We start from the raw sequence: 14,888 nt of genomic DNA, 5'->3' as shown, positions 1-14,888 counted from the left end.
AGGCACAATTTATAAAAAATTATGCGTTTTGCGCTTTAAAAGCTTTTAATTTTTCATTTAATTTAGGAACTACTTCAAAAGCATCGCCTACAATACCATAATCAGCTGCCTTGAAAAATGGTGCTTCTGGGTCTGTATTGATAACAACTTTTACTTTAGAAGAGTTGATTCCGGCTAAATGTTGAATAGCTCCAGAAATTCCGATTGCTATATATAAGTTTGACGCTACAGGTTTTCCTGTTTGTCCAACGTGTTCACTGTGTGGTCTCCATCCTAAATCAGAAACAGGCTTAGAACAAGCTGTTGCAGCTCCTAAGGTTGCTGCTAAATCTTCTACCATTCCCCAGTTTTCAGGACCTTTTAATCCTCTTCCTCCAGAAACAACTATCTCAGCATCAGCAATAGTAACAGTTCCTGTTACTTTGTCTACAGATTCTACTTTAGAGGCTAAGTGAGCATCGTTTAAAGTTGGTTCAAAAGATTCTTCAGTAATAGTAACTTGGTTTTCTTGTAAACCGAAAGCATTCTTAGCTAAAGCAATAACCTTATTATCGCTAGTTAATTCAGTTATGTTAAAAGCTTTGTTAGAAAAAGCAGTTCTTTTAACTGTAAAAGGAGAAGTGCTTTCTGGTAAGGCTACAACATTAGATGCATATCCTGCATTTAAATTACATGCAACTAGTGGAGATAAAAATTTACCATCAGTTGTAGAAGACATTACTACTAAAGAAGCCCCAACTTTTTCAGCAGCTTGTTTAATAACATCTGCATAAGCTAAACCATTAAAATTTTCTAAAGAAGTATTGTTTACATTTAATATTTTTTCAACACCGTATTGAGCTAAAGCATCTGAGTCATTAGCGTTTATAGCAACTGCACTTACAGAGGTTCCTAAGCTAGAAGCTACTGCTTTAGCATAAGAAGCTACCTCTAAGGTTGCCTTGTTGAATTTTCCGTTATTGGATTCTGCAAAAATTAAAACAGACATAATATTTTATATTTAAAACTTCAGTTGTATTAACCAAAGTAGAAGATTATTATTAAATTACTTTAGCTTCGTTGTGTAATAAGTTAATTAACTCATCAATATTATCTGCGTCAATTAATTTTACAGCAGATTTAGGAGCTGGTTTTTCAAACTTAACAGCTTTAGAAGCCACATCAGAATTTATAGGTTCAACAACCTGTAAAGGTTTTTTACGAGCCATCATGATTCCTCTCATATTTGGTATACGTAATTCACTTTCGTCTACTAATCCTTTTTGCCCTCCAACAATTAAAGGTAATGAAGTTGCAATAGTTTCTTTTCCTCCATCAATTTCTCTAATAGCAGTAGCGTTAGTTCCTTCTACTTCTAAAGAAATACAAGCGTTAACAAAGTTAGAATTTGTTAAACTAGCTAACATGCCAGGAACCATACCTCCGTTATAATCTAAAGATTCTTTTCCTGCAATTACTAAATCGTAATTACCATTTTTAACTACTTCTGCCAACTCTTTTGCAACAGCAAATCCATCTGTAGCTGGAGTGTTTACTCTAATAGCACTATCTGCACCAATAGCTAAAGCTTTTCTTAATGTAGGTTCAGTTTCTGGTCCGCCAACATTTACAACTGTAACAGTTGCGCCTTGCTTTTCTTTCATAAACATGGCTTTGGTTAAACCAAATTCATCATTAGGGTTAATAACAAACTGTACGCCATTCGTATCAAACTCAGCATCACCGTTGGTAAAGTTTATTTTTGATGTAGTGTCTGGAACGTGACTAATACATACTAATATATTCATGATATAATTATTTAAATTCATTAAAAATTAAGTGCCGCTAATATACTTATATTTTTCGACTAAACTTCTATGCATGCATAATAAATTTTATCAATAAAACTAGTTGTTAAATTTTATGAATTGTCTATTTTTGTTTGCTATTAAAATTTGAATGAGAATTAAACAGATGCTTTTCAAAGTGTTTGTACAACAAATAAAAGTTAACAAATGAAAACAATTCAGTTTAGAGAGGCGATTTGTGAGGCCATGAGTGAGGAAATGCGTCGCGATGAATCTATATACTTAATGGGAGAAGAAGTTGCGGAGTATAACGGTGCATACAAAGCCTCTAAAGGAATGTTAGATGAATTTGGAGAAAAAAGAGTTATAGATACTCCTATTGCTGAGCTTGGTTTTGGAGGTATTGCTGTAGGTTCTACAATGACGGGTAATAGACCAATTGTAGAGTACATGACCTTTAATTTTTCTTTAGTAGGTATAGATCAAATCATAAATAATGCTGCTAAGATTAGACAAATGTCTGGTGGGCAATTTAAATGTCCGATTGTATTTAGAGGCCCAACGGCTTCTGCGGGTCAGTTGGCTGCAACACACTCTCAAGCATTTGAAAGTTGGTATGCCAATACACCAGGTTTAAAAGTAATAGTTCCTTCTAACCCGTATGACGCAAAAGGCTTATTAAAAGCAGCTATTAGAGATGATGATCCGGTTATTTTTATGGAGTCTGAGCAGATGTATGGAGATAAAGGAGAAGTTCCTGAAGGTGAGTATGTGTTACCTATAGGAGTTGCTGATATAAAAAGAGCAGGAACAGATGTGACAATTGTTTCTTTTGGAAAAATTATAAAAGAAGCTTACAAAGCAGCTGATGAATTAGCAGAAGAAGGGATTTCTTGCGAGATTATAGATCTAAGAACTGTTAGACCTATGGATCACAATGCAATTATTGAGTCTGTTAAAAAAACGAATAGATTAGTAATTCTAGAAGAAGCTTGGCCATTTGGAAATGTTTCTACAGAAATAACATATCAAGTACAAAATCAAGCTTTCGATTATTTAGATGCACCGATAGAAAAAATAAATACAGCAGATACACCAGCACCTTATTCACCTGTTTTACTTGCTGAATGGTTGCCTAATAAAGATGATGTAATCAAAGCTGTTAAAAAAGTGATGTACAGATAAGAAATCAGGATTAAAAACCTATATTTGAAACTCCAACTTTAAAATGTTGGAGTTTTTTATTTTTATGAAAAAGCTATTATTCTTATTAACATTGTTAGGTACCACAATATTAGTTGCTCAAACTAAAGTTAGTGGAGTGGTAAAAGATGATACAGACTACCCAATAGCATTTGCTAACGTAATTTTTAAAGGGTCTACTACTGGGACAATTACAGATGAAAATGGACGATTTTATATAGAATCTGATGAAAGGTATAATGTGTTGCAAGTTTCTTTTGTAGGATACGATACAAAAGAAATAGATTTGCCGAAAGCTGTAACTTATAAAATGAATATTGTTTTAAGTGAAGGGAATGAATTAGATGAAGTAGTTATTTATACAGGTAAACAATCTAAAAAAAATAATCCGGCAATTGATATTTTAAGAAAGATTTGGGCAAATAGGAGGTCTAATGGAACGAAAAAGTTCAAGCAATATCAATACGATAAGTATGAAAAGTTAGAATTCGATTTAAACAATGTAGATAGTACAATGGTGCAAAGTAAATTCTTTAAAGGAATGGAATTTATTTTTGAGAAAATGGATACTTCTAACATTACAGGAAAAACATATTTACCTATTTTTTTAAATGAAGCTGTTTCTAAAGTTTACGGAAACAATGAAATAGATAAAGTAAGAGAAGATTTAATTGGTAATAAAAACTCAGGATTTAGTAATAATCAAACCATTATATCATTTATAAAAGATTTGTATTCAGACTATGATATTTATGACAATTATTTAAAGTTTTTTGATAAGAGTTTTGTAAGTCCTTTGTCTAGAACAGGAATCAATACTTATAATTATGTATTGTCTGATAGTGCATTTATAGGAGATAAATGGTGTTATAACATTATATATTATCCAAGAAGAAAAAATGAATTAACGTTTAAAGGTGATTTTTGGGTAAACGACACAACATGGGCTATAAAAGATATCAACCTTCAAGTGTCTAAAAGTGCTAATATAAACTGGATTAAAGATATTTATATAGAACAAGAGTTTGATGTTTTAAACGATTCGGTATTTTTAATAACGAGAGATTATTTTATGTCTGACTTTAGTTTGTCTAAAAAAGATAAATCTAAAGGTGTGTACGGAAAGCGTACAACATTATTCAATAATTATGAATTTGACCAAGACAAAGGAAGCGATTTTTACAAAGAAGAAGCCGATCCATATGCATTTGAAATATACAATCAGAATGATGATTTTTGGTCAGAAAATAGGCTAGAGAAATTAAATAAAGATGAGAAAGGTATTTATAAAATGTTAGATACCTTAAAAACGGTTCCAAAATTTAAGCGTATATATAATACGGCAAGTATTTTAGCCACAGGTTATATAGAAATACCTAAATTGAGAATGGATTATGGGCCTATATTTTCAACTTTTGGATATAACGATGTAGAAGGGATAAGAATACGTACAGGAGGAAGAACTTATTACGGTCCAAATGACAAGTTAAGAGTGCAAGGGTATACCGCTTATGGTTTCAAAGATAATCAGTTTAAATATGGTATTTCTGGAAAGTGGTTGTTTAGTCGAAAAAATAGATGGATAGCTTCTTTAGGAACTCGAAGAGATGTAGAGCAAATAGGAGTTAGTTTAACTACCTCGAATGATGTGTTGGGTAGAAGTTTTGCCTCCTCGTCACTATTTGCAACAGGAGATAATGATAGACTTACATCGGTAAATTTAACAGCTCTTGGTTTAAGTGTAGAACCAATTAAAAATATGGTTTTTAGTCTTAATGGGACTTATAGAACCTTAAAATCTGCATCTAATACTTTTGATCTAAGTTATTATACAGATGATACTTTTACTACTTCTAGTCCGAGGATTAAACAAACAGAATTAAATTTATCAGCAACCTATACACCAAAAAGAAAAACTACTGGTTATGGAGTTGAACGAACTACTGTAAATAGTAATCATGCAACTATTTTTGTGAGTTTAAGTCAAGGTATAAAAGGAGCATTAGATAGTGATTTTAATTATTCTAAGGCACAATTGTTTTACAGACAACCATGGCAAATTGGTGGATTTGGAAGATTGTTTAGCAATGTAGAAATAGGAAAAACCTTTGGAGAAGTTCCTTTAGGTTTGTTAAATGTTATACCAGGTAACCAGTCTTATTTTTCAATATTCAATACATTTCCATTGTTGAATTTTTATGAATTTGTAACAGATACTTATACTTCTGTTCATTTAGAGCATAATTTTAATGGTAGGTTGTTTTCTAGAATACCAGCCTTAAGAAAATTAAATCTAAGAGAAATTGTTGCTATTAGAGGTGTTTGGGGAGAGTTGTCACAAGATAATATAAATTTAGATGCCTCAGGATTTTTGCAAACAGTTGGAGCTCCAAATGAAAAAGTGTATTGGGAGTATAGTTTTGGTATAGGAAACATATTTAAAGTATTTAGAATAGATTTTAATTTTAGAGGGAATTATTTTGATAATCCAGATGCTCGAAAATTTGGAGTAACGGGTAGTTTTGGTTTTATGTTTTAAATGATTTATTTGTTATGAAAAAATATATTGTTATTTGTGCTGGCTTTCTATTGTTTCTAACAATGTCGTTTATTTTGCCTAACTCACCTAAAGAGGTAAACGATTGTGCAACTTATTGTGCTGGCTACGCAGATGTTAAAGTACCTAATAAAAAAGGAGATGAACAGCTAAAAAAATGGAGAAAGGTCTACTACGCTTGTATGAAAGCTAAAAAATGTAAGAAGACTAAAAAGGTAGACTCACTATCTAAAAAAAAGTAGTTTAGATTAATCAATCTAAAATCTTTGTTTTAATATTTTTGTAAAGGATTGAAGTCTATATATAGAATAATATATGTTTCATATTTTAATAATATAATAAGGTTGTCTAATCAGTTTCTTTTTGCTACTTTCGCGTCCGATTTTTTAAACAAACTTATTGAATATGAGTGCAGCAATTAAAAAAACGTTCGACGTTTTAATTGAGATTCCAAAAGGAAGCAGAAACAAATACGAATACGATTTCGAATTAAATAAAATCCGTTTTGACAGAATGTTATTTTCTTCTATGATGTATCCTGGTGATTACGGTTTTATACCAGAAACATTAGCATTAGATGGAGATCCGTTAGATGTATTAGTGTTGGGTACAGAGCCTACATTTCCTATGTGTGTAATGGAGGTTAAGCCTATAGGAGTTTTCCATATGGCAGATGAAAAAGGTCCAGACGAAAAGATTGTATGTGTACCAGTTTCAGATCCTATTTGGAATAAATACAACGATCTATCTGATTTGAATCCACATAGAAAAGAAGAGATCACTCATTTCTTTCAGGTATATAAAGATTTAGAGAAGAAGAAGGTAGATGTTGGAGATTGGGGAGATGCTGCAGAAGCGTATGATATTTTAGATAAATGTATTTTACGTTACGAAGAGAGCGAACACAAAACTAAAGCAAGCTTTACTATTTAAAAAAGCTTTCTGAGTTAATATAAAAAGGAGGTATTCAACTGAATATCTCCTTTTGTTATTTGAAACAGTTTTTTATCTCGCTGATTTTTAATACATTTAAGCAGCTTTGGATTAAAATTGTTTTATAAATGAAACCTATTATTTCAGATGGGGCTGGAAAAGTATTACCTATAAAGTAATTTTACAAAAGGCTATAATACTAACCTTTAATATTACTTTTCTATGGAATCTATAATGATTTACATGCCAATAGCCGCCGCTGCAATTGGACTACTTTACATGCTAGTGAAAAAATCTTGGGTAATGAAACAAGATGCTGGTGATGGTAAAATGAAAGAAATTTCAGATCATATTTACGAAGGAGCACTAGCTTTTTTAAACGCAGAATATAAATTACTTGCCATATTCGTAGTAGTGGTTAGTATTTTGTTAGCTATTGTTTCAATAATTGTCCCAACAACACATTGGATGATTGTAATAGCTTTTGTTTTTGGAGCTGTTTTTTCTGCATTAGCAGGAAATATGGGAATGAAAATAGCTACAAAAACAAATGTAAGAACCACCCAAGCAGCTAGAACGAGTTTACCTAACGCCTTAAAAATATCTTTCGGAGGAGGAACGGTTATGGGGCTAGGAGTTGCAGGTTTAGCAGTTTTAGGTTTAACAGCATTCTTTATCATTTTTTATCAGATGTTTATGGGAGGAGAATGGACTTCGATAAATGACATGACAATTGTACTAGAAACCTTAGCAGGGTTTTCTCTAGGAGCAGAATCTATAGCCTTATTTGCAAGAGTAGGAGGGGGTATTTATACTAAAGCGGCCGATGTAGGTGCTGATTTAGTAGGTAAGGTAGAAGCTGGTATCCCAGAAGATGATCCGCGTAATCCAGCAACAATTGCTGATAATGTAGGGGATAATGTTGGGGATGTAGCCGGAATGGGGGCAGATTTATTCGGATCTTATGTAGCTACGGTTTTAGCAGCTATGGTACTTGGTAATTATGTAATAAAAGATATGGGAGGAAGTATTGCAGATGCCTTTGGAGGAATTGGACCTATTTTATTACCTGTGGCAATTGCTGGTGCAGGTATTATTATTTCAATGATTGGTACCATGTTGGTTAAAATTAAAAATAATGAAGCAAAAGAAGCTCAAGTAATGGGAGCATTAAATATAGGTAATTGGACATCGATAGCTTTGGTAGCATTGTCTTGTTTTGTTCTTTGTAAATGGATGTTGCCAGAAACGATGCAAATGGAGTATTTTGGAGAAGGGCTACAGGAAATTTCTTCTATGAGAGTTTTTTACGCAACTCTTATTGGGTTGTTAGTTGGGGGATTGATTTCTTCAGTTACTGAATATTATACAGGATTAGGTAAAAAACCAATTTTAGAAATAGTACAAAAATCGAGCACAGGAGCTGGAACTAATATTATTGCTGGTTTAGCAACAGGTATGATCTCAACTTTTCCTTCGGTATTATTATTTGCAGGCGCTATTTGGGCATCCTATGCATTTGCTGGTTTTTATGGAGTAGCTCTATCGGCTTCTGCTATGATGGCTACAACAGCTATGCAGTTAGCTATAGATGCTTTTGGGCCTATTGCAGATAATGCAGGAGGGATAGCCGAAATGAGTGAGCAAGATCCTATAGTTAGAGAACGTACAGATATATTAGATTCTGTAGGAAATACTACTGCTGCAACTGGAAAAGGTTTTGCAATAGCATCAGCGGCATTAACTTCTTTGGCTTTATTTGCTGCTTATGTAACTTTTACAGGGATTGATGGAATAAATATTTTTAAAGCTCCAGTATTAGCTATGTTGTTTGTTGGAGGAATGGTACCTGTGGTGTTTTCTGCTTTAGCAATGAATGCTGTAGGCAAAGCTGCTATGGAAATGGTTTATGAGGTAAGAAGACAGTTTAAAGAAATAGCTGGAATAATGGAAGGTACAGGAAAGCCTGAATATGATAAATGTGTTGCAATTTCTACTAAAGCGTCTTTAAAAGAAATGATGCTTCCTGGTTTATTAACTATAGGGTTTCCATTAATAATCGCTTTAGTGCCTCTTTTATTTGGAATGGATAAGTTAGCTATTGCAGAGATGTTAGGTGGGTATATGGCTGGAGTTACAGTTTCAGGAGTGTTATGGGCTATATTTCAAAATAATGCAGGTGGAGCTTGGGATAATGCCAAAAAATCTTTCGAAGCTGGAGTAGAGATAAATGGAGAAATGACTTATAAGGGTTCAGATGCGCATAAGGCTGCTGTTACAGGTGATACTGTTGGAGATCCGTTTAAAGATACTTCAGGTCCGTCAATGAATATTTTAATTAAACTAACATGTTTAATAGGATTAGTAATAGCTCCTATTTTAGGAGGCCATACAGGAGATGTTCATCATGATGAGAAACAAAAAATAGAAGTTCATTCGGGTCACGGGCATTCTCACGACCATGATCATCAACATTAAAATGTCAGACTGAGCTTGTCGAAGTCAAATCAAAAATTAAATAGCAGGAAAGCAACTCTTAGGGTTGCTTTCTTATTTTTGTTTTATGAAATTGTATAAGAAAATTATCAAAGGCGTTTTTATAGCAATTACAGCTATTGTATGGTTGTATTTTTTATATGAGTTCTTTATTAAAGACTATGTGAAGAATAGGGAGGACTTTATTGATGACCCATCTATTTTTATAGGAATTGCTTTTATGTTGGTTTTGTTACTTGCGATAGTGTATCATGTAAAGTTTTTTAATGTCTATAAAACGAGAAAGATATGGGCTGATACTACAATGATTGATATTATGTTAATAATTTCAAATTTTGTTTTTTCAGGCATTGTTATAGTGTTTGGGATGGGTGGATTGATTTCTTTGTTGAATATGGACAATGTTTTGGTGGCAATTATAATGCCAATACTTATGCTTACTTATGGTTTGTATTCTTTTATAGAAGGATTAAAAGTCAATCAGTACTTAAAAAGGGATTTGAAATTTGAGCTCGAATCTCCAATTGATGATTTAGGCAAGGAATAATACTCTCTCTTAAAAAGAAGTGATAGAGGGAGGTTTTTTACAATTGATAAATCAATACATTATTTCCTTCGCCTTGAACCGCAAATAAGTTTTTCTTTAGAGTAATATTGCTTTTTCCGTAAACAGGGAATTTAGCAAAAGATTTACCATTGCTGTCAAATAAGTATGTTTTTTGACTATCTAAATCTGTGGTACTGATGTAGTACTTTTTATTTTGGTAGAATATTTCTGGAGCTGTATAGTTTCCATATTCTAATTCAACAGTATTGTTTTTAATGCTTAAATTTTGGTCTTCTAATTTTACTTTTAGATTGTCGTTTTGGGTAAAATGGGTAATAGTTCCTTTAAGTAAATCTACTTTTTCTGTTTTTCCAGTAGCTATATTTACCTTGTATATGGTGTTTTTGGTATCTCTAAAAATTAAACTATTTTTAATAGGTGTTATTGTAGTGTTGTTAAAATCAAAAGTGGTTTTAATCTTTGTTCTGTCTTTTCCTTGTCTGTTTAAAATGTTTAGTTTGCCATTGCTTTCAGTAATTACAATATAATCTTTTGTTCCAATACGAATATGTTTTGGTGATGCAGTTAAATTACTAGATGCTTTTTTAAAAGTAAATCCTTTAACAGGTTTCATTTTGTTGTCTAGCATATTAACTTCATTATTATACGATATTAGGAAACGATAATTTCTATTCTTGTCATAATCAAAAACAGCTAAAGGAAGTAAGTTGTGGTTGTTGTATTTCTTGTAAAAAGGATCTACAAGTTTTCCATTCCTATCAAGTACCATAAACTCATTTTCTGTGGTAAATGCAAATTGTAACTTCCTGTTTCTATATAAGTCAACCTGAGTGATATTTCCCTGGATAGGACTATCTAATTGTTTTTTCCAAAGAATACTTCCTTTTTTAGAAATAAGATATAAATTATTTTCAATGTCTTGTGCTAAAAGTTCTTGTTGTTTGGTTTTATGATTGGTTACCCATTGCTTAAAACTACCTAGGGGTTTGTCTAAGCTAACTATAGCTGCTTGAGTAACTCCAGAAGTGTTTTTTACAGGGCTAGCCTTTTTAATAACACTAGAAAAGTTGATGTAATTTTCTTCATAAGTAACCTGTTGACTTAGTAAAGGGTAATCGTCTATATTAACTTTAAGAATGCTTTTATCGTCAATAATATTAGCTATTGAGTTTAAGATATATTGATTCTTCTTTCCAGTTGTAACATGGCTATTTGTAAGTAAATCAGAAATGTTTTCTAAATAAAACTCCTGTTTATTTAAGGTAGTTTTATTTTGATAATGAGCTATACAGTTTTGTAAACCTTCTTTTGAGCTAGAAAACAAAAGAAAGTTGTCTAGTAAGCAAGCGTATTGAGGTTGAGGTTTGTTAATAAAAGGAGGTATTTTATAATGATCGTTTTGAAATATGGTAATGTTTCTATAAGTATCTAGTTCAGTCAGGTTGTCAATAATAGAGTTATCTATTAAGAGAAACCCTGAAACTTGTTGCTTTCCGTCGTTAAAAGAAACAATCTCGCTACTGTTGTTTTTTAATTCATTAAAGTTTTCAAATTTGGTGTCGATGTTTTCTACTTCTTCAAAAGCAAAAGATTTGTATTCAATATTATTCAAAGGAATAATTTTAGCAGCGATACTTTTTTGAGTGTTACTTTTACTAAGATTGTTTAGAAAAGAATCGGTTAAGGTTGTTTCAGTAACAGTTCCATTAATATTAATGCCATTATCGGTATTCACAGAAAAACTTGTCCATCCTTTTTTACTAATAAATGTAGTGGGTAAAATAGGCTTTAAAAACTCAATAGGTTTTTCGTTGTTAATATAAACAGATATATTATTAGTATTTGTTTTTATTAATTTGTTTAAACTGTTATTGTTATAGGTAATGTTGTTTTCTTGGTTTCTAATAAGGTTTTCTATTAATAGTTCAGAAGAACTAATAATTAAAACGCTATCTATAGTTGTGGTAAAAGCTTCATGATTTTTCAGCTTGTAATATTGGGTTTTGTTGTATAGTTTTGGAGTACTTTCTTTTTTGATTTGATTGTTGTTGCTTTTTGTAGCTAATAAGAAATCTAAGCCTTTTCCAATTGTGCTATAACTAATCAATACTTCTTGATTTATATTAAGGTCTTTGTAAAAAGAAAAGTCAGATTTTAACTTTTGATAGCTTTTAGTGTTTTTGAACTGCTGAATTAACTCACTAGAGTTAATAGTCTCTTTTAATTCTTCAAGACTTGAGCTATTTATAATTAAAGAAGGATTATTGGGTATGAAATCTACGAGCTTAGATGTTTGTTTAGGTTTTTTTTGGCAAGCAATAAATGAGATTCCGATAATTAAAAATAAGATAGTCTTTTTCACAACAAAATAGTTTAGCTGAACAAAAATATGAATAGAAAAATAATACTAAAATTTCTTTAGTTAAATAATATATTAAGATTAAAATAAACTAAGTTGTTCTGGTAGTAATCTAAATGATTTTCTGTGGTATTTCGTAATACCATATTTTTTAATAGCTTCTCGATGCTCTGTTGTTGGGTAACCTTTGTTTTTCTTCCAATTATACATGGGGAATTCTTTGTGAATTTTTTCCATATAGGCATCTCGGTAAGTTTTTGCTAAAACAGAAGCCGCTGCTATATTTAGGTACTTACCATCACCTTTTATAATGGTTTCGTATGGAATATCTTTGTAGGGTTTAAATTTGTTTCCATCAACAATAATAAACTCTGGCTCAGGGAAAAGTTTAGAAATTGATCGCTGCATAGCCGTTATAGATGCGTTTAAAATGTTAATACGATCTATTTCCTCTTCAAAAACATGGCAAACTCCAAAACAAGTAGCTTCGGCTTTTATAATGGGTTGTAGTAAAATACGTTTCTTTTCACTTAGTTGCTTAGAGTCTGTTAGTATGCTGTTTTGAAAATTTTGAGGTAAAATAACAGCTGCTGCGGTAACTGGACCCGCTAAACAGCCTCTTCCAGCTTCATCTGTGCCACATTCTAGTAAGGTTTTTTGATAACTTGCTAATAACATAACGCTAAAATACTACTTCAATAATCAATTAACATCACTTTATAAATATTTATAAAGTTAGTTTTTTAAAATCGTTTACATTTGTATTTTGTAATAGAATCCAAGATGAATAAAATACTTGCTTCAATTGTTGTTTTTCTTTTTTGTATAAATGCTCAGGCGCAAAAAGAAATAAGAGTTAATAAGAAAATTGACGGCAATGGAAATCAAGTAAAGGAAAATGGTAAATCTACAGGAAACAATAAAGTAAATACAGACGCTTCTCATTATAAGTTCATAAGTATAGATAAAGACACTACTTTAATAGATACTACTCTAAGTATAAAAAAAGAGTATAAATTCAATTATTTAAGAAAAGATTACTTTGAATTATTACCTTTTTCTAATACGGGTCAAGTTTTTAATGAATTAGCTTACAATTTTACAGAAAGCCAGCATACTTTTTCTCGCTTTGGCTCTAGAGCTAAACATGTTGCTTATGATGAAGTAAGAGATGTAAAGTATTATGAAGTTGCTACACCTCTTACAGAGTTGTTGTTTAAAACAACTATGGAACAAGGTCAGTTGGCAGATGGTTTTTTTACAATAAATACCACTCCACGATTTAATTTTTCTTTAGCATATCAAGGTTTGAGGTCTCTTGGTAAGTACAGGCACATAAAAGCTAACAGTGGTAAATTAAGAGCAACAGCTAATTACAGAACAAAGAATGATCGTTACTTTATAAGAGCTCATATGTTAGCTCAAACATTCGAAAATGAAGAAAATGGGGGTATTGTAGATGGTCAGGTGGTTGATTTTGAGAATGGAAACTCAGAATTTAGAGACCGTTCACGATTTGATGTAAATTTTGAGGACGCTAGCAATAAGTTGTCTGCTAAAAGGTTTTATTTAAACCATTACTACGATGTTTTTAAAAAGCAGGATTCTACTAGTAATTATGCATTAAGTGTTGGTCATGTGGCTAATTTAGAAGATAAGAAGTATCAATTTAATCAAACTACTGCAAACGCTTATTTTGGAGATGCTTTTACCTCAAATATATCAGACGAAGTTAGATTAGAAAGGTTTTATACAGAAGGGTATCTCTCTTTTTTTAGAAAAGATATAGGTGCTATTACAGCAAAAATAGGATTTACAGATTATAATTATGGCTATAATAGTATTGTCAACTTAAACAATAATATTTTTATCCCAAATAGAATTAAGAATGATTTTCTTTCTTATGGCTTCACTTATAAAAATAAATTGAAGAGAATAATGCTTCAGGCTAACTTCAATAGTAATATAACTAAAGATCATCAAGGAAGCTATTTAGATGGGAAAATTGGATACAATATATATAAGGATGTAAATTTAGAAGGTGAGGTTGTGGTTAAGGCTACTTTGCCAGATTTTAACTATAGGTTATATCAATCAGATTATAAAAATTATAATTGGTATAATGAAAATTTAGAAACGATTAAGAGTAAAGCTATAATAGGAAAGTTAAGCTCAGAAAAATACAAGGCAACTATTCAAGCAAGTTATACAACTATTCAAAATCATACTTATTTTGGTATAGATGCGGTAACTAACTCAGTAAAACCATTTCAATCTGCTAATTCTATTAATTATTTAAAGGTATTCGTTAATAAAGAATTTAACTTAGGAAGATTTGGTTTAGATAATAGGTTGCAATATCAATCGGTAAACCAAGATTCAGACATATTAAATGTGCCAGAATTAATTGCAAGGAGTACATTGTACTATACTAATACATTTTTCAGAAAGAATTTATATTTACAAACTGGGCTTATTGGAAGTTATTTTACAAAATATAAGATGAATGCATACGATCCTCTATTAGGAGAGTTTTATACACAAACAGCAAAAGAATATGGAGGCTTTCCTCGTTTAGATTTTTTTGTAAATGCTAAAGTAAGAAACGCTCGTATTTATTTTAAGATAGAGCATTTCAATTCAGGGCTTACAGGTAATAACTTTTATAGTGCTCCTAATTATCCTTATAAAGATAGAATTATACGTTTTGGTTTAATTTGGGATTTCTTTTTATAATTTTTGTGTAAGCTTTCAATGTGTAATAAAGACTTTAAAGAAAGTAAATAGTTGTAGGTTGCTTGCCAATTACAAGTGTTAAAAACTAGAATAATCATCTTTCTCAAATTAACTACACAAAAAAAGAAGTATTTCATAAGCTTAAAACGCATGTTATCAGTTGGTTCAAAAATACTTTGCAAAAAAGTTCAAAAAAAGGGTTAAAAAGTTTGTTCAGAAGAAAAGAAAGGTAGTATATTTGCACCCGCT

General features: G+C 31.3%; 11 protein-coding genes. 7 read left to right on the top strand and 4 right to left on the bottom strand.

The features are described 5' to 3' along the window. Positions 1–19: 19 nt before the first annotated feature. A complete protein-coding gene (locus ACFQ1O_RS13830) occupies positions 20–988 on the bottom strand; it encodes an electron transfer flavoprotein subunit alpha/FixB family protein (RefSeq protein WP_377716914.1) in 969 nt (322 codons plus the stop codon). 52 nt (positions 989–1,040) lie between these two features. Beyond that, positions 1,041–1,787 (bottom strand): electron transfer flavoprotein subunit beta/FixA family protein, encoded by a 747-nt coding sequence (locus tag ACFQ1O_RS13825; RefSeq protein ID WP_377716913.1) that lies wholly within the window; start codon positions 1,785–1,787, stop codon positions 1,041–1,043. A gap of 207 nt (positions 1,788–1,994) precedes the next feature. On the opposite strand from ACFQ1O_RS13825, the gene ACFQ1O_RS13820 reads away from it, so the two are divergent. From ACFQ1O_RS13820 to ACFQ1O_RS13795, 6 genes are all read left to right on the top strand, one after another. Continuing rightward, positions 1,995–2,972, top strand: a complete 978-nt coding sequence (locus ACFQ1O_RS13820; RefSeq protein WP_377716912.1) for a pyruvate dehydrogenase complex E1 component subunit beta — start codon at positions 1,995–1,997, stop codon at positions 2,970–2,972. Between the two features lie 64 nt (positions 2,973–3,036). Continuing rightward, the gene (locus ACFQ1O_RS13815) at positions 3,037–5,529 is read left to right on the top strand and encodes a DUF5686 and carboxypeptidase-like regulatory domain-containing protein (protein WP_377716910.1); all 2,493 of its coding nucleotides are present in this window, start codon (positions 3,037–3,039) and stop codon (positions 5,527–5,529) included. A gap of 14 nt (positions 5,530–5,543) precedes the next feature. Then, a complete protein-coding gene (locus tag ACFQ1O_RS13810; RefSeq protein ID WP_377716909.1) occupies positions 5,544–5,789 on the top strand; it encodes a hypothetical protein in 246 nt (81 codons plus the stop codon). 163 nt (positions 5,790–5,952) lie between these two features. After that, positions 5,953–6,480: an inorganic diphosphatase gene (locus ACFQ1O_RS13805; RefSeq protein WP_377716908.1), complete on the top strand. Its 528-nt coding sequence runs from the start codon at positions 5,953–5,955 to the stop codon at positions 6,478–6,480. A gap of 222 nt (positions 6,481–6,702) precedes the next feature. Further along, on the top strand, positions 6,703–8,958 hold the full coding sequence (locus ACFQ1O_RS13800; protein WP_377716907.1) for a sodium-translocating pyrophosphatase: 2,256 nt from the start codon (positions 6,703–6,705) through the stop codon (positions 8,956–8,958). Positions 8,959–9,043: 85 nt separating this feature from the next. Next, positions 9,044–9,523, top strand: coding sequence for a hypothetical protein (locus ACFQ1O_RS13795; protein WP_377716905.1), 480 nt, complete (start codon positions 9,044–9,046; stop codon positions 9,521–9,523). Positions 9,524–9,560: 37 nt separating this feature from the next. Here ACFQ1O_RS13795 and ACFQ1O_RS13790 read toward each other — a convergent pair whose 3' ends face one another. Both ACFQ1O_RS13790 and ACFQ1O_RS13785 read right to left on the bottom strand, forming a co-directional pair. Next, positions 9,561–11,906 carry a hypothetical protein gene (locus tag ACFQ1O_RS13790; protein WP_377716903.1) on the bottom strand — a complete coding sequence of 782 codons (2,346 nt, stop codon included), beginning with the start codon at positions 11,904–11,906 and terminating at the stop codon, positions 9,561–9,563. 78 nt (positions 11,907–11,984) lie between these two features. Continuing rightward, complete coding sequence (locus ACFQ1O_RS13785) at positions 11,985–12,581, bottom strand: ribonuclease HII (protein WP_377716902.1); 597 nt, start codon at positions 12,579–12,581, stop codon at positions 11,985–11,987. A gap of 105 nt (positions 12,582–12,686) precedes the next feature. On the opposite strand from ACFQ1O_RS13785, the gene ACFQ1O_RS13780 reads away from it, so the two are divergent. Continuing rightward, the gene (locus ACFQ1O_RS13780) at positions 12,687–14,639 is read left to right on the top strand and encodes a putative porin (protein ID WP_377716900.1); all 1,953 of its coding nucleotides are present in this window, start codon (positions 12,687–12,689) and stop codon (positions 14,637–14,639) included. Positions 14,640–14,888: the final 249 nt, after the last annotated feature.

The organism is Pseudofulvibacter geojedonensis, from assembly GCF_042675745.1.
Taxonomy (GTDB): Bacteria; Bacteroidota; Bacteroidia; order Flavobacteriales; family Flavobacteriaceae; genus Pseudofulvibacter; species Pseudofulvibacter geojedonensis.
This window is presented reverse-complemented; position numbering and strand designations above follow the sequence as displayed.

Coding starts and splice junctions, on each gene's coding strand:
- ACFQ1O_RS13785 (WP_377716902.1), bottom strand. CDS start 12,581: ATGTTATTAGCAAGTTATCAAAAAACCTTACTAGAATGTGGCACAGAT.
- ACFQ1O_RS13805 (WP_377716908.1), top strand. CDS start 5,953: ATGAGTGCAGCAATTAAAAAAACGTTCGACGTTTTAATTGAGATTCCA.
- ACFQ1O_RS13820 (WP_377716912.1), top strand. CDS start 1,995: ATGAAAACAATTCAGTTTAGAGAGGCGATTTGTGAGGCCATGAGTGAG.
- ACFQ1O_RS13800 (WP_377716907.1), top strand. CDS start 6,703: ATGGAATCTATAATGATTTACATGCCAATAGCCGCCGCTGCAATTGGA.
- ACFQ1O_RS13795 (WP_377716905.1), top strand. CDS start 9,044: ATGAAATTGTATAAGAAAATTATCAAAGGCGTTTTTATAGCAATTACA.
- ACFQ1O_RS13815 (WP_377716910.1), top strand. CDS start 3,037: ATGAAAAAGCTATTATTCTTATTAACATTGTTAGGTACCACAATATTA.
- ACFQ1O_RS13830 (WP_377716914.1), bottom strand. CDS start 988: ATGTCTGTTTTAATTTTTGCAGAATCCAATAACGGAAAATTCAACAAG.
- ACFQ1O_RS13825 (WP_377716913.1), bottom strand. CDS start 1,787: ATGAATATATTAGTATGTATTAGTCACGTTCCAGACACTACATCAAAA.
- ACFQ1O_RS13810 (WP_377716909.1), top strand. CDS start 5,544: ATGAAAAAATATATTGTTATTTGTGCTGGCTTTCTATTGTTTCTAACA.
- ACFQ1O_RS13780 (WP_377716900.1), top strand. CDS start 12,687: ATGAATAAAATACTTGCTTCAATTGTTGTTTTTCTTTTTTGTATAAAT.